The sequence below is a fragment of the Flavobacterium sinopsychrotolerans genome (assembly GCF_900110375.1).
Taxonomy (GTDB): Bacteria; Bacteroidota; Bacteroidia; order Flavobacteriales; family Flavobacteriaceae; genus Flavobacterium; species Flavobacterium sinopsychrotolerans.
On sequence record NZ_FODN01000003.1, the window covers coordinates 1 to 21,955 of the forward strand.

Annotated in this window: 13 protein-coding genes; all 13 read right to left on the bottom strand. The window is 32.6% G+C overall.

The window, feature by feature from the left end; genetic code table 11:
* Positions 1-30: 30 nt before the first annotated feature.
* Positions 31-1,205, bottom strand: a protein-coding gene (locus BMX64_RS06895; protein ID WP_244273223.1) for an IS3 family transposase whose coding sequence is annotated in 2 segments (ribosomal slippage) — positions 31-938 and positions 938-1,205 — 1,176 coding nt in all. Because the reading frame shifts where the segments join, the coding sequence is not laid out codon by codon here.
* Between the two features lie 91 nt (positions 1,206-1,296).
* The gene (locus tag BMX64_RS06900) at positions 1,297-5,487 is read right to left on the bottom strand and encodes a CheR family methyltransferase (protein WP_091169095.1); all 4,191 of its coding nucleotides are present in this window, start codon (positions 5,485-5,487) and stop codon (positions 1,297-1,299) included.
* Positions 5,488-5,787: 300 nt separating this feature from the next.
* Positions 5,788-8,187 carry a response regulator gene (locus tag BMX64_RS06905; protein ID WP_091169098.1) on the bottom strand — a complete coding sequence of 800 codons (2,400 nt, stop codon included), beginning with the start codon at positions 8,185-8,187 and terminating at the stop codon, positions 5,788-5,790.
* A 117-nt stretch (positions 8,188-8,304) separates the two neighbouring features.
* On the bottom strand, positions 8,305-11,892 hold the full coding sequence (locus tag BMX64_RS06910) for a response regulator (RefSeq protein WP_208858963.1): 3,588 nt from the start codon (positions 11,890-11,892) through the stop codon (positions 8,305-8,307).
* A gap of 25 nt (positions 11,893-11,917) precedes the next feature.
* Entirely contained in the window at positions 11,918-12,490 is a 573-nt protein-coding gene (locus tag BMX64_RS06915; RefSeq protein WP_091169101.1) for a chemotaxis protein CheB, read from the bottom strand.
* Positions 12,491-12,492: 2 nt separating this feature from the next.
* Complete coding sequence (locus BMX64_RS06920; RefSeq protein ID WP_091170124.1) at positions 12,493-13,317, bottom strand: CheR family methyltransferase; 825 nt, start codon at positions 13,315-13,317, stop codon at positions 12,493-12,495.
* Positions 13,318-13,412: 95 nt separating this feature from the next.
* Positions 13,413-13,850: a response regulator gene (locus BMX64_RS06925; protein WP_091169105.1), complete on the bottom strand. Its 438-nt coding sequence runs from the start codon at positions 13,848-13,850 to the stop codon at positions 13,413-13,415.
* Positions 13,850-16,672: a PAS domain S-box protein gene (locus tag BMX64_RS06930; RefSeq protein WP_317614715.1), complete on the bottom strand. Its 2,823-nt coding sequence runs from the start codon at positions 16,670-16,672 to the stop codon at positions 13,850-13,852. Before BMX64_RS06930 ends, BMX64_RS06925 begins: the two co-directional genes overlap by 1 nt.
* A gap of 9 nt (positions 16,673-16,681) precedes the next feature.
* Positions 16,682-17,242: a helix-turn-helix domain-containing protein gene (locus tag BMX64_RS06935; RefSeq protein ID WP_091169109.1), complete on the bottom strand. Its 561-nt coding sequence runs from the start codon at positions 17,240-17,242 to the stop codon at positions 16,682-16,684.
* Positions 17,243-17,888: 646 nt separating this feature from the next.
* Positions 17,889-18,359, bottom strand: coding sequence for a putative periplasmic lipoprotein (locus BMX64_RS06940; protein ID WP_091169115.1), 471 nt, complete (start codon positions 18,357-18,359; stop codon positions 17,889-17,891).
* 3 nt (positions 18,360-18,362) lie between these two features.
* Positions 18,363-19,040, bottom strand: a complete 678-nt coding sequence (locus BMX64_RS06945) for a peptidoglycan DD-metalloendopeptidase family protein (RefSeq protein ID WP_091169119.1) — start codon at positions 19,038-19,040, stop codon at positions 18,363-18,365.
* Positions 19,041-19,138: 98 nt separating this feature from the next.
* Positions 19,139-19,405 (bottom strand): hypothetical protein, encoded by a 267-nt coding sequence (locus BMX64_RS06950; protein WP_091169122.1) that lies wholly within the window; start codon positions 19,403-19,405, stop codon positions 19,139-19,141.
* Positions 19,406-19,546: 141 nt separating this feature from the next.
* On the bottom strand, positions 19,547-21,955 hold the full coding sequence (locus BMX64_RS06955; protein WP_091169125.1) for an alpha-ketoacid dehydrogenase subunit alpha/beta: 2,409 nt from the start codon (positions 21,953-21,955) through the stop codon (positions 19,547-19,549).

Here is a 21,955-nt window from a genome sequence, read left to right on the forward strand (position 1 = left end):
TGGATATGCAAATAAAAACTGCACATTAAGTTAAGCTACATTTTTGTAATTAATTTGATTATTAAATTCTTCAATAGTTGCATAATTCAAAGCAGAATGTCTCCTTTTTCTATTGTACCAAATTTCAATGTATTCAAAGATTTCTAGTTTCATTTGTTCTTTAGAAATCAGTTTGTTCCCATAAATCAATTCCGTTTTCAAAGATTTGAAGAAGCTTTCCGCCACAGCATTATCCCAGCAATTTCCTTTACGGCTCATACTGCGGGTTATTTTTTTATAGGAATCAAGAACATTTACAAACTTTTTACTGGCATATTGAACACCTCTGTCAGAATGAAAAATCAAACCTTCATCAATATCTCGGTTTTTAACCGCCATTTTCCAAGCTCCAAGCGTAGTTTCTTCTGTACTCATTCCGTCACTCAAACTCCAACCGATAATTTTTCTGTCGTATAAATCCATAATAGTGGTCAGATATACAAACCCCTCTTTAGTTTGGATATATGTAATATCCGAAACCCAAACTTTTGAAGGCATTTTTACAATAAACTCTCTGTTTAATACATTTTCGACAACTAAATAATTATGATTTGAGTTGGTTGTAACTTTGAACTTCTTGCTTAATTTGCTCCGTAAGCCAAGTTCTTTCATATATTTTGCAACTGTAATTCGTGAAACTTTATAACCTAAATACTGTAATTCCAATGTTATTCTAGGACTTCCATATCTTTGCTTGGCTGCAAAATAAATCAATGTTATCTGTTCCTTTATGGTAATTTTTAGTTGTTGTCTTGCTGTGATTGCTTGTTTTTTCCATCGGTAATAACTTCCGCTGCTCACTTGTAGAACTTTGCACATTTTTTCAATCGGGAATAGTTGTTCATTGCTTTTTATGAAACTATAAATCATCGAACGCTCTTGGAAAAAATGCCGATTGCTTTTTTTAATATATCACGTTCTAACTCGGCATCTTTGAGTCTTTTCTCCAGTTCGTGGATTTTTTCTTGCTCGGGAGTGAGTTTTAAATTTCCTTTCCCAGGAAAACTTCCTTCTCCAAATTCCTCAAACTCTTTACGCCATTTATACAACTGTGGTGCTGTGACTCCCAACTCTCTGGCGAGTTCTGATACATTTGTTCTATCATAACTCAATTGAACGGCTTTTCCTTTAAAAGCTTTGTCATAAATTTTGCGGACTTGTTTCATAGGCTAAAATTAAGATTATTTCTTAACTTTCTGTGATGGCTAAGTTAGCATGTCCAAACATTAAAGAATTTTTTTTATTGAATGATAGTTGTTATTTGTTATCTATATTTTTTGTTAACTCCACAATTTTATTGAATAATAATTTTTCATCGATGGGTTTAGCAATATAATCATCCATTCCTACTACTTTACATTTTCCCAAATCCACTGTAGTTACATCAGCAGTCAACGCAATGATTGGGATTTTTAAATTCATAGTGTTGCGAATGTGTTCTGTAGCTTCAAATCCATTCATTACTGGCATTTGCAAGTCCATTAAAATAATATCATACGATTCTGTCTGCAGTTTTTCGATGGCAATTTTTCCATTGTCAGCAATATCACGTTCAAACCCGAAATCATCCAATATTGTTTTCATCAATAATTGATTGAGTGGCATGTCTTCTACAACCAGTACTTTTATGTTTTTTACGGGTGTGTCTAATCCTATTAAATTAGTTTCTAACTCAGCATCATTTTTTGTTTTTTGAAAAGGTAAAGTAAAACTAAAAGTAGAACCTTCATTAACTTTACTTTTGACACGAATACTGCCTCCTTGCGATGTCACTAATTGCTTAACGATGGCTAGCCCTAAACCCGTTCCTCCATATAGGCTGGAAGTACCGTTAGTAGCCTGTTGAAAGTTTTCAAATATAACATCTATGCTTTCTTCTGGAATACCAATTCCACTATCTGTAATTGCAAATTCAATAATTACTTTTTCTTCTTCCTCAAATAATAAATTGGCACTGACTACAATTTTACCTTTCGAAGTAAATTTTACAGCATTACTTACCAGATTTAAAATAATCTGGTGTAATCGAATAGAGTCTCCTAAAAGAACTTCAGGTATTTTATTGTCATAATTTGTAACTAATTTTAAATTCTTTTCCTGAATCTTTGTCTCAAATAGCTGAAGCATTGAAGCTATTGAAACGGCCATTTTAAAAGGTTTTTTTTCAAAAATCATTTTACCGCCGTCTACTTTTGCTAAATCAAGTATGTCATTAATCAATGCAATTAGTGTATCACCACTCAATTTAATTGCATTTAAATATTCTTTTTGTTTCTCAGATAATTCGGTTTTTAATATCACTCTGGTAAATCCAATAATTGCATTCATGGGAGTCCGGATTTCATGACTCATATTTGACAAAAATTGTTGTTTTGCTTTCATAGCATCTTCCGCAATTCGTGTGGCTTGTTCTGCTTTGTTTTTTGCTTCTTCCGCTATTAAAGTTGCCAATTCTGCAAAAACTTTAGATTCTATTAATTCGGATTCAATTCTTTTCTGATCGGTCACATCTCGGGCAACAATAACAACACCCAGAATATTGCCTCTATCATCTTTATAAACAGATCCGTTTAATAAAACATCAGTTAGTTTACCACTTTTGTGACGAAGTTTAAGTGGAGAATTGGTGATAAAACCTCTGGCAAATACTTCTTTATAAATGGTACGAGCCTTTTCTGGTTCTGTAAAATAACCAAAGAAATCTGATCCTTTTAATTTTTCACGGGATAGCCCAGTTATATTCACAGTTGCCCGGTTCATATCCGTAATCTTGCCTTCATTGTTTATTGTAGTTAACGGATCAAGGCTTGCTTCAATAAGGCTAAGGGAATATTTTTCTTTGAGATAATAACGAGAGCGATCCGTTATATCTTCAATAGCAAGAAGAATCAATTGTTCGCTATTTGTTTTTTGAATAATCAAATGAGCATTAAGCAACATTATTCTTTCTCCAATTCCAGAAAAAGTATGGGTAACTTCAAAATTTTCGAAACTGCTATTTTTTGAAAATATATCATTTAGAACTTCCCGGAGTTTTGTAATATTCCATTGCTTATTGCCTAAATCGAACAACAATTTTCCTTCGGTTTCTTCTTTATCAACCATAAACTTTTTATAAAAAGATTTATTAGCTGATATCACATGAAAGTTTTTATTAAGAATAAGCATTGGTTCATGAATGGTAGCAATAATAGCCTCTGAATATTCATGGGATTCTATTAATAAATCATGGCGCATTTGTAATTCCTGATTGGTAGAAATAAGCTCTTCATTAGTGGCTTCAATTTCTTCTTTTGAGGTTTCAAGCTCTTCATTTAGAGTCTGAAATTCCTCATTTGAGGAAACTATCTCCTCATTTGCTGCCTGTAATTCCTCATAAATGGTTTCTTGTGTTTCAACAATAGCAATCATTTCTGTACGCGTGCTATTGAGCTCCTCAGTGAGTTTTTTTATTTTTAAGTCTTTGAGAGTCGCATTACTTTTTTGATTGGTATCATTTCCAATAAAATTTTCAACGAGTTCCTGAGGTTTAAAAACAATGAGTAGCAAGGGTTCGTCCCACTCAATTTTAAGGGGACAAACTTCAAATGACATCAATCGTAAAACGGAGTCTATTTTTATTTCAATACCTGATTTGTATACCGTTTGTTTTGTTTCGAGTGCTTTACTAATAGCATTACGAAGTTCAAAAGCAAATTCTGGCCGTGCCATTTTCAAAATATTAAGACTGGCTTTTCCGGATGCATGTTCAAGGTAGGAGGAGACCGCACCTCTGAACTGGAGAATTTCCATATCTTTATTGACGACTGCACATGCAGGCATATAACTAGAAAGAAGTGTTGAATCAATTGCGTTTTCAATACTTTCCTGATTTACACTTATGCTTTTAGAGGGAGTATTTGTTTTTTTACTGGACATATTTGTACGAGTGAAACGAGGTGTTAAATCAAGTATTTTTCTCACTCCCAAATTATTTTTTCGGGAATAAATTTTAAATTTATTGTTTACTATAGTGAAAAGCAGTGAGGATGTCCCAATACTTTCGGCTTTGCCAAGCATTAAATACCCTCCGTCATTCAATGCAAAATGCAGCGATGCAAAGACTTTTTTCTGGGCAGCAGAATCAAAATAAATAAGGAGATTACAGCAACTAACAAAATCCATTCGAGAAAATGGAGGATCCCGTAAAATATTGTGAGGTGCAAATATGCACATTTCACGAAGTTCTTTAATAATGCGATAATTGTCACCCTCTTTAGTAAAAAAGCGCGATAAATATTTTTTGGGAAGAGAGTCCACATCACTTTGAGAATATTCTCCATTACGAGCATTTCTGATTGCTTCTTCGCTTAGATCAGTTGCAAAAATCTGGATTGGTACTTTATTCGTTTTAGTATCCTGCAATTCGGCAATAATCATTGCAATGGAATACGCTTCCTGTCCTGTAGAACACGCAGGAACCCATATTCTTAAGGTTTCTTCCGTAGATTTACTTTTTAAAAGTTTTGCTAAAAGATCCGTTTTTAGAAATTTGAAGGTTTCCGTTTCTCTAAAAAAACTGGTCACATTAATTAATAAGTCGGTATAAAGAATTTCAATTTCATTATTTTTTTTGAGTAAAAGCTTTACATATTCCTGTATCGTTTTTATTCCATATTGCTGCATTTTATGACTTATTCGTCTCTTAATGGTGGGCATTTTATAATGACTAAAATCGACCCCGGTTTCTTTGAGTAATAGTTCAAAAATGGTATTTATATCGTAGTTGTTATTTTCAACGGTTATTTCTGGGGTACTTTCTTTTTCTTTCTCATTATTTATGGAAATACCTTTTTTGCTGATGCGAATCAATGAGGCGGCGATTTCTTCAGGGGGCAAAATATAATCAACCACACCTAAAGTAATGGCTGAATTTGGCATACTAGTGGCTTGAGCTGTATCGTCTTGTGCAAAGGTGATGCCTCCAGCGTCTTTAATGGCTTTAAGTCCAATCATACCATCACTGGCGTAACCGGAAAGCACTACACCAATAACATTTTCTTTATGGGTTTCGGCAAGTGAGGAAAAAAGAAGATCAATGGTTAGATTAGGAATGTTATTTTTAATGCGGGGATACAATCGAATATGACCATTAACTACCTCAATAACTTTATTGGGTGGAATCACATACACATTATTGGGTTCCATTTTCTCCATATTATCAATTTCCTGCACTTTCATTTTAGTGATCTTAGAAAGAATTGAAGTCAGTAAACTTTTATGGTCTGGGCTCAGGTGTTGCACATAAATATATGCCATACCGGTATCAACGGGTAATTTTTTTAATAAAAGACTAAAAGCTTCCAGTCCTCCTGCTGAGGCACCAATCGCTACGACCGTAAAGGAGTTTGCTTTCACTTCTTCTTTTGGTATCAATTTTTTAGGTGAGGACTTTTTGGCTGATTCCATTTCTATTAATTAGATGTTTTTAATTCATAGTTTTAATAATTAACTATAAATTTTGTTAAAATTAGTCCTTTAATTCATAGAAATTTTATCATTTTAAAAAAATATACAATTTGCCAAGAGTTTTGTGTTATTGTATTTTCTGTTAATCACTCCCCCATATAAAAATATGCTTTATCTTTTTTATATAAATAGGTTTATTTAATCGTTGAAACTTAAAATTAATTGTTTTAAATGTTAAGTTGCTTTGTTTTTTTAGTTTAAAATGGGAAAAATATCTTTTTAAGATATCAGAGTTATAATTTATTTTTCAGCATTTTTAATTGTGTCAAATTCCTCCTGTAATTCGGTACAGGCTTGGAGGCAAACTTCTTCAAGTTGCTCCACTAATTCATGTATTTCTTCTGTTTTTTCTGGTGCTGTGGCTAATTCCTGAATTTTATTTGCCATGTTTTCAAAATTTGAACTGATTCCCATTATCGAAAAAGAGGGGATCATTTTATGTGCGGAAGCACCTAACAATTGCCAATTTTGCTCGGCTAAACTTTGTTTCATTGTGCTTATTAATGGAGGAGTTTGTGCTAAATATAAGGAGATCATTTCCATCATTAATATTGGATTTGATTTAGTTCTGTGATGTAAATATTCTAAATTAATGTATTTTATTTTTTCAACTTGAATATTACTAATTTTTTCTTTTTTATCAAGTTTAGATTTTTTTAATGTTCCAATAATTTTATTATATAACACTCTTTCATCAACTGGTTTAGCAATATAATCATTCATTCCAACAGCTTTACATTTATCTCCGTCAACGGTTGTAACATCAGCGGTTAATGCAATAATAGGAATTGTTGAATGCATTGTATTTCTAATATATTTTGTAGCTTCAAACCCATTCATTTCTGGCATTTGCAAGTCCATCAGTATGATGTCATAGTCATTTTCTTGGAGTTTTTCAATAGCTATTTTCCCATTTTCAGCAATGTCTCGCTCAAATCCAAAATCATCTAAAAGTGTCTTCATTAGCAATTGATTTAGAGCAATATCTTCCACCACTAATACTTTTATATTTTTCATTTCTGAATCTATCTCTGCCAACTCATTTTCCAATTCTATATCAACATTTGTTTTTTGAAATGGTAATGTAAAACTAAATGTAGAACCTTCATGAATAATGCTATTTACACGAATAGTACCGCCTTGGGGTTCTATTAATTGTTTTACAATAGCAAGACCTAGCCCGGTACCACCATACAATCTGGAAGTTCCGCTGGTTGCCTGTTGAAAATTTTCAAATATTGTCCCTATTTTTTCCTCGGAGATTCCAATCCCTGTATCAGTTACAGCAAATTTCAGTATTACTTTATCATCATCTTCATGCAATAAATCAACACTTACCGTGATTTTTCCTTTAAATGTAAATTTAATAGCATTACTGACTAAATTTAAAATGATTTGATGCAAACGAATTGGATCTCCCACCAAAACAAAAGGGATTTTACTGTCGTATTCCGTAACTAATTTTAAGTTTTTTTCCTGAATTTTGTTTTCAAATAAATGAAGCATGGCAGAAATGGAAGATTTCATTTTGAAAGGCGTTTTTTCGAATGTCATCTTACCCGCATCTACTTTTGCCAAATCAAGTATGTCATTAATGAGTACGATTAATGCATCACCACTTATCTTAATTGCGTTTAGATACTCTTTTTGTTTCTCTGTCAAATCTGTTCTAAGAATCACTTTTGTAAACCCGATGATTGCATTCATTGGCGTACGGATTTCGTGACTCATATTCGACAAGAATTGTTGTTTTGCTTTTACGGCATTTTCAGCTATAAGAGTGGAGTTCTCCGCAAAAATTTTTGCTTCAATCAATTCTGTTTCAATTCTTTTTTGATTAGTCACATCTCTGGCTACAATTGCTGCTCCCAGTACATGTCCTTTGTCATCTTTATATACTGATCCATTAAATAATACATGAATCAATTTACCATTTTTATGACGAAGGATTAGTGGAGAATCGGCAATAAAGCCATTTTTAAACACTTTTTGATATACTTCACGCGCCATTTGCGGTTCAGTGAAATAATCAAAAAAATCGGTTCCAATTAATTTTGTTCGTGCTATGCCGGTTACTTTTACCGATGCATTATTCATATCGGTTATTTTCCCTTCTGGGCTAATTGCAAATAAAGGGTCATGACTTGCTTCAATAAGACTAAGAGAATATTCAGAACGTAATTTTTGGGCTGTAAGATCAGTATTAAGTTTTTTCAGTTGTTCTGCCTGAACTAATAATTCCTGATTTTTTGTATGTAAATCCACAAAAACAGCCACTTTTGCTTTTAATATTTCAGGCGAAAGCGGTTTAATCATATAATCAACAGCCCCAGCCTGATACCCTTTGAAAATTTGTAGAGAATTATCCATGCTGGCCGTTAAAAAAATAATCGGAACATGTTTCAGTTTGTCGATTTGGCGAATTAATTCTACGGTTTCAAATCCATCCATCATCGGCATTTGCACATCGATTAATATGATGGCAAAATCTTGTTGGTGCAACAGAATTTTTAAGGCCTCATTTCCAGAATTTGCTTTAACACATAAATAATTTTCATTAGAAAGTATTACTTCTAAGGCAAACAAATTTTCGGGCAAATCATCGACCAATAAAATTTTAACAGGGCTATTTATTTTCATTTTTAATTGTAAAATAAAAGTTTGAATGTTGAGTATTAATTAACGAATATTAAACACCAACAAAAAAATGGAACTTAAATGAGATAGGGGATGTACCGCCTTTTTGATGTTATTTTATTATTTACTTAACCATACGCGCATCAATGATAACAGACGTTCTACATCAATAGGCTTAGTGATATAATCGTTGGCACCTGCATCAATACATTTTTGTTTATCGTCTTTCATAGCTTTTGCCGTAAGGGCAATTATGGGTAAGTTTCTGAATTTTATCTGAGATCGTATTCGTTTCATTGCTTCGTAACCGTCCATTTCCGGCATCATAATATCCATTAATACCAGATCAATGTCAGTATGTACTTCCAGCATATTCAATGCATTCTTACCGTCTTCTGATTTTATGACTTCCATTCCGCGTTCTTGCAATATTTTAGATAATGCAAAAACATTTCGCATGTCATCATCAACCAATAATATTTTTTTGGAATGAAATATAGCTTCTTTATCATGCAAATTATTAATCATCATTTGTTTTGATTTTGGTAAATTGCTAATCGTTCGGTGAAGGAAGAGAGCAGTTTCATCCAGCAATCGTTCTTCGGATTTTATCCCTTTTATAATAATGCTCTCCGCATATTTGTGAAGCAGATTATTTTCCTCTTTTGTAAGTTCTTTTCCGGTATAAACAATAATGGGGGGTAGGTTGTGGGCTTTTACATCTCCCAGTTTATGGATCAGTTCAAATCCAGTCATATCAGGCAATCCAATGTCCAGAATAATACAATCAATGTGATTGTGCTCAAACAATTCTAAAGCCTCTTTCCCTGTTCCTGCTTCATAACATTTTACATCACCATTGCCAATGAGTACTTTCATTGCTTTTCTGGAATTCTCACTATCTTCAATAATCAACAGGTTTTTTATTTTTCTATTCACAAAATTTTCAATCCTGATGAATGCTTCCTCTAGACCATCTTTAGATATCGGTTTCATAAGATATTCTACTGCACCTTCTCTGATAGGTTCCAGCGAACGGTCATTTGCCGATATAATATGCACCGGTATATGTCTTACAGAAGGATTTACTTTTAGTTCATGCAATACTTGTTTTCCCTTGATTCCTGGTAAACCCATATCGAGAATGATTGCTTGAGGTTTGTATTTTGCAGCAAGCAATAAACCATCTTCTCCAGAAGAAGCCGACAAACATTTGAATCCTTTTTTGTTGGCTTGTTTTAAAAGTATAGCAGCGAAATTGCGATCATCTTCAATAATGAGTACTATTTTGTCATCTGTGTTTATTGTATCTCTATCGTCTTCTATGGTTGGATGATTTAGATAGTTGATATCATTTTGTGAGCGTGGTGTATACGAAATAGGTTTCACCTGAATTTCAGTTTCAGGCTCTTGTACAGGGTGTATTTCTAGGGGGATAATGAGTGAAAAAGTAGATCCTTTGTCTAAATGACTCTTTACTTTTATTTCTCCTTCCAGTAATTTGGCAAGTTCCCGTGAAATAGAAAGTCCTAACCCCGTACCTCCATATTTTCTGGAAGTACCGCCTTCGGCCTGCTGAAAAGCTTCAAATATGGCTGTTTGTTTGTCTTCTGATATTCCAATTCCTGTATCCCTAACAGAAATGTTCAAAGTTGTCTCTGTATTTGGGTCAATACTAATAGTTACACTTCCTTTTTCGGTAAATTTTATAGCATTGGATAAAAGATTTTTCAGTATCTGGTTCAAACGTTGTGAATCAGTGTGGATAAATTCGGGTAAACCAGCTGCCAATTTGCAAAGTATCGTTAATCCTTTTTGTTCCGCCTGATGTTTAAAATCGCGAAGAAGATTATCTGTAAAATTTTTCAGTGCTATTTTTTCAATATTTATAGCCATTTTCCCTGCTTCAATCTTGGAGAGGTCTAATACTTCATTAATTAATACCAAAAGATCATGACCACTTTTATAAATTATTTCCGCACTTTCAACTTGAACATCATCTAGGTTTTTCTTTCTGTTTTCTGATAAATCTTTGGATAGAATAAGCAAACTATTAAGCGGTGTTCTTAATTCATGCGACATGTTTGCCAGGAATTCCGATTTATACTTGCTGCTAATCTCCAGTTGTTTAGTTTTTTGTTCAATATCATTTTTGGAAGCTTGAACTTCTTTGTTTTTTTCCTCTAATGATTGAGTCTGTTCTTCCAATTCTTCATTGGTCATTTGCAGTTCTTCCTGTTGTTGTTTAAGATTTTGGGCTTGCTGTTCTAATTCTTCATTGAGCTGTCTAAGTTCTTCTTGTTGTATTTGAAGTTCTTCTGCTTGATTTGAAAGCTCTTTGTTCGCAAAACTTAACTCTACAGCTCGTTTTTCTTTCTCCTCATTTTGAAAGGCGAGTTCTTTGTTGGCAATGGCTAATTCTGCTGCTCTTTTCTCTTTCTCGTCATTTTGATAAGCAAGTTCTTTATTTGCAATTCCTAACTCGGCTGCTCTTTTTTCTTTCTCTTCATTTTGAAAGGCAAGCTCTTTGTTAGCAATGGCAAGTTCTGCTGCTCTTTTTTCTTTTTCTTCAGCTTGTTGGACAGTATTAACACTGATAGCAATGCTACTCATAGAAACATTGATAAATTCTTTTTCTGTTTGGTTAAAATCAGTAAGCTTGCCTATTTCTATTACACCTATCGTTTTGCCGTCAAGTAAAAAAGGAGTAATGAGCAAATTTTTTGGTTTTGCATCCAGAACTGATGAAGTAATTCGAATTTGATCTTCAGATATGTCTGTTAAAGAAATCTGTTTTTGCTCCCATGCAGCCTGACCAATTAATCCCTCATTCAATTTAAAATTTTCTTTAGTTTCTTGAGCAGACGAAAAAGCAAATTTTCCACTAAGCATCAGTGTATTGTCTTTTTCATTAAATAGGTAAACAGCTCCTATATTGGCATTCAGATACGTACATAAAAAACTTATGGTATTGTTTGCCAACTGTGCTATGCTTTGGTCTCCTATTAATTTTTCATTGAGTTCTGAATTCCCTGTAAGCAACCAGTTTTTGCTGGCAGTTTCCGACTCAGAATTTTTAAGTGCTTTCAAATTTGTAGCAACAATAGTATATACAACAATAAGAATCATAACAATAACCAGCAATAAAACAGCAAAAACAATATTAAACTTGCTGGCATCGTCTTGACTATCTTGAATTCTTTGAGCAAGTAAAGTGCGTTCTAATTCCTGCGACTCATCAATTATTTTTCTTATTTCATCTTGTATCTCTTTTCCTTCGCCTGAAGTAATAAATGCTCTGGCTTTTTCAAAATCATCTTTGCGAAGGGTAATGCATGTGTTTAAATTGTCAAACCGCAGTTTAAGTTCTTTTGCAAGTTCCTCAATATTGTTTTGCTGATTGGGATTGTCTTTTGTTAATTCTTTTACTTTTTCAAGTTTCTCAATTATTTTAGTATTGGCAGTTGTAAAAGGTTTCAAAAAATCATCATCGCCCGTAATAACATAACCACGAACGCCTGTTTCTGCATCAACGGAAGACATCAGTATTTGTTCGAATTCATATAGTACCTGATTGGAATCGTTTACCAGGGTATTTGAAGCTACAAATTTCTCACTGTTTTTAAAAGAGAAAATTGCAACTCCTAAAAGTACTACGGCACAAGCAATAAATCCTATTACTATTTTTCTTCCTAGGGTCATTTTCATTTTGTTATTTGTAAAGTGATGCTGATTATCTTTTTTGTTGATCTATTTTTATTAATAACTCGACTATATCCTCCAATGATAAAATATAATCAGGTTCAATAGCAGCAATTGCTGACTTTGGCATGTATTCAGAGTCGGCTGTTTTTGGGTCTTGAATAATCGCCAGACCTCCACAATCCTTTATTCGTTTAATTCCTTTTGTGCCGTCACTATTAGATCCGGTAAGTACAATCCCAATTAATTTATTTTTATAGGTTTCGGCTGCTGATTCAAACAATACATCGATTGAAGGTCTTGCAAAATTTACACGCTCGTCTATAGTAAGGGAAAAAGTTTTATCCTTTTCAATTAGCAAATGATAATTAGGAGGAGCAATATAGATGCTGCCTTTTTCAATTGCATCTTTTTCATCCGCTTCTTTTAGATTAAGATGACTTTTTTCATTTAAAAGATTGATCCAATGGCTATCGGAATGAGCACTTAAATGCTGCACTATGATAATTGGTATATTGAAATGTGTCGGTAAGGATGAGGATATAATTTTCAACGCATTCATGCCTCCGGAAGAAACTCCTATTACAATTGCTTCATATTGCATTTTCAATATTTCTTTTTAAATATTCGTTGTTTTGCATCTAACTCAGTATATTGTTCATACAAATCTGAAAAACGTAAGCTTTCTTTAGACCCCAAACATAGAACACCACCATTAATGAGACTATTATAAAAAAGAGTCTGGACTTTATTTTGTAAATTTTTATCAAAATAAATCAGCACATTCCGACATAATATCAAGTTTACTTCAGCAAAAACACTATCAGTCACCAGATTATGATTAGCCCAAACAATATTTTTTTTCAAGGATTGATTCATAATAACGTTATCATAATTGGAAGTATAATAACTCGAAAAAGATTCTTTTCCACCCGCCATTTGATAATTGGAAGTGTATTCTTTAATCATTTTGTTCGAAAAAATTCCATCTTTTGCCCGGTTCAAAGCCATCTGGTTAAAATCTGTAGCATAAATGGTTGTTCTGTCATACAAGCCTTCTTCCTGCAAAAGAATAGCCATAGAATAGGCTTCTTCTCCTGTAGCACAGCCTGCATGCCATATTTTGATAAAGGGATAGGTCTTCAAAATAGGGATGACATTTTCTCGTAATGACCTATAAAAAAAAGGGTCCCGAAACATTTCAGTTACTGTTATTGATAAATCTTGTAAGAGTTCAGAAGCAAATGTTTCATCATTTAAAACCTTGGATTGCATTTGAGAAACATCTTCGAATCCCGATACTGCCATCCTGTTCATAATCCTGCGCCTGATATGGGCTTGGGAATACTCTCTGAAATCATACCCGTATTTCCTGAAGATAGCCTCCAATAACAATGAAATTTCCAAATCTGAGGTGTCTTTATACCGCATTTTTTTAAACAATTTTGATTTTAATTTTACCAAATCAGGGTTGATTAATTTAAATGTATAGATTAAATTTAAACAAAACTATACTGTTAAATGGATTACATACGATCCATGTACCAATTTAGCTCTTTTTCCATTTTTTGGTATTTAAAAATAGCCGTAATTATTTTTTGTAAGCGAACAAAAGCAGTTTCACTTTTCACCACGTAATCAAATGCCTTGTGATGCATGCAGTTTATAGCTACTTCAATTTTATCTTGAGACGATAGCATTACAACTGGAATTTCTGGATTGAAAGCTTTTACTTTATCTAATGTTTCAAGACCGTTCATCGCATTTGCTACAATACCATCAAGTTGATAATCTAATATTATTACATCGGGATTATTGGATAAATTGGCAATGCAGAGTTCTCCTGTTGAATAGGTTTCAACCGTAAAATCAGCATTTTCCATAAATTCAATTTCTAAAGATTTCAAAAACAATGCATCATCGTCTACCAGAAATATTTTTACTTTATTATTGTTGTCATTCATTATATGGTATTTTTTATTGTGTTAAATTCTTCTTGTAATTCAATGCATGCTTGTAAACAAATCTTTTCCAATTCTAGCACCAGATCAGCTATTTCATCTGTTTTTTCTTGTGCTATTGCGGAATCCTGAATTTTTTTCGCCATGTTTTCAAAATCAGGACTCATACCCATTATTGCAAAAGATGGAATTATTTTGTGTGCTGCCGCACCTAATAACGTCCAATTTTTTTCGGCTAAACTTTGTTTGATAGTAGTAATCAAAGGAGGTGTTTGTGCTAAATATAATGATATCATTTCCATCATTAATTTAGGATTCGATTTTGTTCTTTGGTTTAAATAAACTAAGTCCGTGTGCTTTATTTTTTTCTTTGCAATCTCTTTCTCTTCTCTATTTTCATTAAGCTTAGTATTAACTTTGGTAAGTTTTGGCTTTTTTAAGATACTTACAATTTTACTGTATAATACTCTTTCATCTATAGGTTTTGCCAGGTAATCGTTCATCCCTACAGCTTTGCATTTAGCCAAATCAACAGTCGTCACATCAGCAGTTAAAGCGATGATTGGTATATTTGAATTCATTGTATTACGAATGTATTCTGTAGCTTCAAATCCATTCATTTCTGGCATTTGTAAGTCCATTAGAATGATATCGTAATCCTTATTTTTTAATTTTTCAATAGCTATTTTACCATTTTCAGCAATATCACGATCAAATCCAAAATCATCTAATAGCGTTTTCATAAGCAATTGATTGAGAGCAATATCTTCAACTACCAATACTTTTATATTTTTTATTTCTGAATCTAATTCCATTATCTCATTTTCTAATTCTGCATCAGTATTGGTTTTTTGAAAACCTAACGTAAAACTAAAGGTAGAACCTTCATTAAGATTACTTTTCACACGAATGGTTCCACCTTGAGGCTCTATTAATTGTTTTACAATGGCGAGTCCTAATCCTGTTCCACCATACAATCTTGAAGTTCCGCTGGATGCTTGTTGAAAGTTTTCAAATATTTTCCCTATTTTTTCTTCTGGAATACCAATTCCTGTGTCCGTTATTGAAAATTGAATAATTACGTTGTCAGTATCTTCGTGCAATAAGTCTACACTTACTGTAATTTTTCCTTTTGTTGTAAATTTTACAGCATTACTGACTAAATTTAAAATAATTTGATGTAAACGAACGGGGTCACCTATGAGAATTTTTGGAATTTTATTGTCATATTCCTGAATCAATCGTAAGTTTTTTTCTTGGATTTTTGTTTCAAATAAATGGAGCATAGCAGCTATAGAAGATTTCATTTTGAAAGGTGTTTTTTCAAATGTCATTTTGCCTGCATCTACTTTTGCTAAATCAAGAATGTCATTAATAAGTACAATTAATGCATCACCACTCATTTTAATAGCATCTAAATATTCTTTTTGTTTTGTTGTCAAGTCTGTTTTCAAAACCACTTTGGTAAATCCAATGATTGCATTCATCGGTGTACGTATTTCATGGCTCATATTGGATAAAAATTGCTGTTTTGCTTTTACCGCATTTTCAGCTATAAAAGTCGCATTTTCAGCATTTATTTTTGCTCCTTCTGCAATTTCAGTGGCTAGTTCAGCAAAAACCCGTGCCTCAATTAACTCATTAGCGATTTTTTTCTGATCTGTAATATCTCTTGCAACAACAACAACACCAATCACATTTCCTTTTTCATTTTTATAAACAGAACCGTTGAACAATACATCAGTCAGTTTCCCGTTTTTATGGCGAAGTGTAAGCGGTGAATCGGCTACAGAACCTTTTTCAAATACTTCCTGATATACTTCACGAGCTTTTTGTTGTTCTGTAAAATAATCGAAGAAATAAGTATCTTTAAGTTCTTCACGAGACATACCTGTAATAGTTACTGTTGCCTCATTCATATCGGTAATTTTTCCTTGGGTATTTATAGTAACCAAAGGATCTCGACTTGCCTCGATTAAACTTAGAGTATATTGTGAATCTAATTTTGCGGTGTTATTAAGCTCCTTAAGTTCTTTATTTACAATTTCCCGTTTTTCTTTTTCTTCTTTTTGAAAAAGAAGTTCTTTATTTGCAATTACTAATTCAGCTGCCCGTTTTTCTTTTTCTTTATTTTGAAAAAGAAGCTCTTTGTTGGCAATGATTAATTCGTCTGCGCGTTTTTCTTTTTCTTTGTTTTGAAAAAGAAGTTCTTTATTGGCAATAACTAACTCTGCTGCACGATTTTCTTTTTCTTTATTTTGAAAAACAAGCTCTTTATTGGCGATGATTAATTCGTCTGCTCGCTTTCCTTTCTCATCGTTTTGATATGCCAATTCTTTGTTAGCAATGACTAATTCGGCTGCGCGTTTTTCTTTTTCATCGTTTTGATACGCCAGTTCTTTGTTAGCAATTTTTAAATCTAATGCCCATTTTTGCCCAGCAATTTCTCTTGACACTATGACTACACCCAAAACATTTCCGTGATCATCTTTATAAACGGAACCGTTAAACAAGACATCTGTTAGTTTTCCTTTTCTATGGAGAAGTGTAAGGGGAGAATCAGTTATTGAACCTTTTGTAAAGGCCTCCTGATATAGTTCTTTGGCTTTTTCGGGCTCAGTAAAATAATCAAAGAAATCAGTACCAATTAATCTTTCTCGATTGACACCCGTAATATTCACGGTTGCCTCATTCATGTCCGTAATCTTCCCAGCGGTATTTATTGTAATTAAAGGGTCAAGACTAGCTTCAATTAGACTTCTGGCGTATTTTGATACTTGATTATTTATAATTTCTATTTTTTTATTAAAAACGTATGGGTCAATTAAATGCTCTTATTTTTCCTCAATTAAATTTCCAACTTCTTCAATAGGATTGCGTCTTTTATCCTTTAATTGTTTAAAATGAGAAGGGGAGAGTCCGGTAACTTTTTTAAACTGACTTGATAAATGGGCTACACTACTGTAATTCATTTTCCAAGCGATTTCAGTTATATTCAATTCTCCATAAATAATCAATTCTTTTATGCGTTCTGTTTTATGGCTAATTATAAATTGTTCAATGGTTGTACCTTGAACTTCTGAAAACAAGTTTGATAAATAGGTGTAGTCGTGATTTAATTTTTGACTTAAATAATCAGAAAAATTAATTTTAATATTTTCAGTTGAATGGTGAACCATATCAATGATTACATTTTTTATTTTTTCGATTAACATGGATTTTTTATCATCCATTAATTCAAGTCCTGAATCTAAGAGAGCAGCTTTTAATTTTTGTCGTTGCTCCATAGAAATGTTTTCCATGATTTCAACTTCTCCCAAATCAACAACCATAAAGTGTAGTTTGAGCTTTTTTAATTCTTCTTTTACCGCCATTTTACAGCGATTACTTACCATGTATTTTATGTATAGTTTCAAATATATTTCTTTTACAGTTAGGACAAAAATACTTATTCGGTTTAAAGATACATTATATAATTTTACAAATTAATTATATAATTTAAAAAACAGTCCACAATACTTTGCTTTTTTAAATAAAAATGGTTATTTAAAAAAATTGAATTTGATTAAGTACGCCTGCTTTTTTGGTGAATAGTGATTTGTAAATATTTGTTTTTTAATATATTACGCTTATGTTTGTTGCTTTGATTCTATATTATTTTTTAATTTTTTAGGCGCTAATTTTTATGTGAAATACCAATATTGTGGTTTAGGAATCTCCTTTTCTTCAGGATATATTTTGTGTTAATATGTAAATACCTACTTATCTTTGACAGGAAATTCCCTCGAACATATCTGGTGCAGTTTATTATAATTCTAAATATGATTTTAAGATATGGGAAATTAAAGTTCTATTATCGATAATCCGGAAGGAAATTATATTAAAAAAATCGTATTGTAAATAAATTTATATTTATTTACAATACGATTAACAGTAACTTTAAACCTCAATTAAAATTAAAAATGTTTTTTTATTACAAACAATTTTTAAGATTTTAATTCAATGCAAAAACTTATTTTAGATATTTTAAAATAATAAAAATTAATTGAATGAGTCAACCCAATCCAATGATTTAATCGATGAAACTTTATTTTCTTCATTAAGTAAAACACGAAGTTCCTTATTGGCTACTTTCTTTGTATATAATGCTTTGTAACGAAAAACAGTTGTACCATCTGTATTGTTTTTATAAACTTCAATTAACTGAAGATCAATAAAGGTACCGTAATATTGGCGAAATCTAGTACAGGTCTTTGTCAATCTTTCCTCGGTTGTATTTTTAATTACAGATTGTGTGGCCTCACTTTCGTTAAAAGGTTTAAACTTGGAAGTGTTGCAAGTCATCAAAACTCTCTTTCCTAATTCGTAAGCTTTATTCTTTTGACTATTATCTATTTCAGATAATGCTAGTTTCACTATTTTTGCTTTTTCTGGTTCTGGAACAGTTGTGCCTTTTTTTGATTTACATCCAATGAGTAAAAGGATTGTCATGACAATAATTAATTTTTTCATAATCTATTTTATTTTTAATAATAAGTTAGGATCCGGACAGTTTTTTAAATAATAATCTAAATCACTTTTGCTACAAACCCCAGGATAATCCCCAAACGTATTTGAAATTTCTTCTATTATTTGAAAATGCAAGTGTGGGGCATAATCTCCGTTAACTAATGCATCTCCTAAGGTCCCAATTTGCGTTCCTTTTTCAACAATATCTCCAATTTTTATATTGCTGATACTTTCTAACGAAAGATGCCCGTATAAAGTATAAAAACGTTGTTTTTCTATTTTGTGTTCTATAATAATGGTAGGGCCATAATCACCCACGCCGGTGTTGTAATTAAAACTGTGAATAAATCCATCAAGTGCTGCCAAAACAGGAGTCCCTGCTTTAATCCATAAATCTAAACCAATATGAATATTGCGTTCTTCTGTTTTAGGATCATTAAAAACAGTACTTCTTTTGTATAAATTTCTAATTTCATTATAACCTCCAAAAGCTACTTTTGCATTATTTTCGGTTAAATAGTTTTCAATGTATTTTTCAAAATGAGATGAATCAGCAATTTCTTCTTTGGCAAGGACATCGTTTGTAATTGATAAATCCAAAGGAATGTATTGACTGTAGTCAATGGATTCGTCTATTACTTTGACATTTTGTATGTTCCTTAAAATTGTTTCTAAAACCTTCATATTCGATTATTTTTATAAAGTTTAAATTTAAAATAAAAAAAGCCAACATAAATAACTTATGCTGGCATTATAACTTTTAATTAAGAAAATAGTTTCTGTTATTTTTTAACTTCAATTTTTGCTTCACCACCGGAAACATTTACAGTTGTTTTACTGGCTCCATCTTTGGTTGTTACATTTACACCATCAGTACTAACTTTTATAGATGTACTATCTTTTGCTTCTCCAGAAACTGCTGCAGCTTCAGTAGTTGTTGTTTCGCTTGATGTTTCAGTTGGTGTTGGCATGGGAGTTTCTTCTTTTTTCTTGCAAGAAACGATTGCAATCATTGACAATATTCCTAAAAGTAATGCTGTTTTTCTCATATTTATTTTTGTTTAAGGTTATTAGCCCATTAATTGATTGACAATTTACTATTTTAAATCTTTAAAAGAGAAAAACGTTTTACTATTTTATAAAAAAATCCCAATCTTTACGATTGGGATTTCAATTTATAGTAATAGTTCTTAGTATAAATTTGGATATTTTGATGGGTTAACCTCATTCATCATTGCATAAACTTTTTCAAAAATGTCTTCAGTTGATGGTTTAGAAAAATAATCTCCATCTGTTCCATAAGCCGGTCTGTGTGCTTTTGCAGTTAAGGTTTGCGGCTTACTGTCTAAATAGTTGTAGGCATCTTGCTGCTCAATTATTTGTTGCAAAATATAAGCCGAAGCGCCACCAGGAACATCTTCATCAATTACCAATAGACGATTTGTTTTAGCTATACTTTTTACTACATCTTGATTGATGTCAAACGGGAGCAAAGATTGTAAGTCGATAATTTCGCAATCAATCCCAACTTCAAGAAGCTCTTTTGCGGCTTGCTGTACTAATCGTAAAGTCGAACCATAAGAAACTAATGTAATATCAGTTCCTTCTTTCAAAGTTTCTATAACCCCGATTGGAGTTTTGAATTCGCCATAATTCAACGGCATTTTTTCTTTCAATCGATAGCCATTTAAACATTCGATAACCAAAGCTGGTTCGTCACATTCTAACAAACTGTTATAAAAACCAGCTGCTTGTGTCATATTTCTAGGAACCAAAACGTGAATTCCTCGTATGGCATTTATGATCATTCCCATAGGAGAACCAGAGTGCCAGATACCTTCTAAACGGTGTCCACGAGTACGTATGATTAGTGGTGCTTTTTGTTTTCCAACAGTTCTGTATCGCAGCGTAGCTAAATCGTCACTCATGATTTGGATTGCATACAATAAATAATCTAAATATTGAATTTCGGCAATAGGGCGTAAGCCTCTTAAAGCCATTCCAATCCCTTGACCTAAAATAGTTGCTTCCCGAATTCCTACATCGGCAACGCGAAGCTCCCCGTATTTTTCCTGCATTCCTTCTAAACCTTGATTTACATCACCAATGGTTCCTGCATCTTCTCCAAAAATTAATGCTTCAGGATATTTAGTAAAAATGGCATCAAAATTATCACGCAAAATCATTCGCCCATCAGTATCTTCTTTTGCATCTTCAGGATATACCGGTAAAACTTTTTCAACTGAAAACACATTTAAATCTGTTTCTGAAAATAAGTTGCTGCTGAAATTCTTTTGGGTTTTAGTCGTATATGATGTTATCCATTGCGAAAGTTCTTGCTTTCCATTTTCATTAAGGATTAAACGCAATACTTTACGTGCAGTAACCAGAATTTCTTTCTTTAAAGGAGATTTGATTCCGCTTAAATCAGCAATGAATTTTAATATTGTCTCCTTATTATTACTGGATTCAGCTATTCTTTGCAATAAAGCAACCAGTTCTTTTTGCTCTTCAACGATAGGTTCTATAAAGGCATTCCAAGCTGCTTTTTTACCTTCTAAAACATCTTTTTTAGCTTGTACATCAATGGCGTCAATATCTTCTGGAGAAGCAATATTAATAGCAATCATCCATAATTTCATTTGACGAATACAATCAAAATCTCTTTCCCATGCCAATCGGTCTGCGTTTTTGTATCTTTCGTGAGAACCGGAACTAGAATGTCCTTGTGGTTGCGTCAACTCATTTACATGAATCAAAACAGGGATATGATTTTCTCGGGCAATATCGGCCGCTTTTTCATAAGTGGCAATCAAGTCCGCATAATCCCAACCTTTTACTCTTAGAATTTCAAAACCATTGGTATCGTGTTCTCTTTGGTATCCTTTTAATATTTCGGATATATTTTCTTTAGTAGTTTGGTGTCTGGCGTGAACAGAAATTCCATATTCATCATCCCAAACACTCATTACCATAGGAACTTGTAAAACACCTGCAGCATTTATGGTTTCAAAAAACAACCCTTCGGATGTACTGGCATTCCCAATAGTTCCCCATGCAATTTCATTTCCTTCAATTGAAAAATTGGAAGCATTTGGTATTCCTGAAACTTGTCTGTATATTTTTGATGCTTGAGCAAGACCTAATAATCTTGGCATTTGTCCTGCTGTAGGAGAAATATCAGCACTTGAATTTTTTTGTTTTGTTAAATCTTTCCAAGAACCATCTTCGTTTAAACTATGTGTGGCAAAGTGACCACCCATTTGTCTTCCGGCTGACATGGGGTCTTGTTTAATATCAGTGTGACCATATAATCCGGCAAAAAATTGTTGGATTGTCAATTCTCCAATGGCCATCATAAAAGTTTGATCACGATAATATCCAGAACGAAAATCACCATTTTTGAAAGCTTTCGCCATGGCTAGTTGTGGTACTTCTTTTCCATCACCAAAAATACCAAATTTAGCTTTTCCGGTCAATACTTCCTTACGCCCTAATAAGCTACATTCCCTGCTTATTATAGCTATCTTATAATCATTCAAAACTTCGATTTTGAAATCTTCAAATGTCAATGCAGTACTGGTTTTTTCTTTTATCAT

Bases quoted from the DNA above. Each gene is read 5' to 3' on its own strand.
- BMX64_RS06900 (WP_091169095.1), bottom strand. From the start codon at position 5,487: ATGGAATCAGCCAAAAAGTCCTCACCTAAAAAATTGATACCAAAAGAA.
- BMX64_RS06905 (WP_091169098.1), bottom strand. From the start codon at position 8,187: ATGAAAATAAATAGCCCTGTTAAAATTTTATTGGTCGATGATTTGCCC.
- BMX64_RS06910 (WP_208858963.1), bottom strand. From the start codon at position 11,892: ATGAAAATGACCCTAGGAAGAAAAATAGTAATAGGATTTATTGCTTGT.
- BMX64_RS06915 (WP_091169101.1), bottom strand. From the start codon at position 12,490: ATGCAATATGAAGCAATTGTAATAGGAGTTTCTTCCGGAGGCATGAAT.
- BMX64_RS06920 (WP_091170124.1), bottom strand. From the start codon at position 13,317: ATGCGGTATAAAGACACCTCAGATTTGGAAATTTCATTGTTATTGGAG.
- BMX64_RS06925 (WP_091169105.1), bottom strand. From the start codon at position 13,850: ATGAATGACAACAATAATAAAGTAAAAATATTTCTGGTAGACGATGAT.
- BMX64_RS06935 (WP_091169109.1), bottom strand. From the start codon at position 17,242: ATGGTAAGTAATCGCTGTAAAATGGCGGTAAAAGAAGAATTAAAAAAG.
- BMX64_RS06940 (WP_091169115.1), bottom strand. From the start codon at position 18,359: ATGAAAAAATTAATTATTGTCATGACAATCCTTTTACTCATTGGATGT.
- BMX64_RS06945 (WP_091169119.1), bottom strand. From the start codon at position 19,040: ATGAAGGTTTTAGAAACAATTTTAAGGAACATACAAAATGTCAAAGTA.
- BMX64_RS06950 (WP_091169122.1), bottom strand. From the start codon at position 19,405: ATGAGAAAAACAGCATTACTTTTAGGAATATTGTCAATGATTGCAATC.
- BMX64_RS06955 (WP_091169125.1), bottom strand. From the start codon at position 21,955: ATGATAAAAGAAAAAACCAGTACTGCATTGACATTTGAAGATTTCAAA.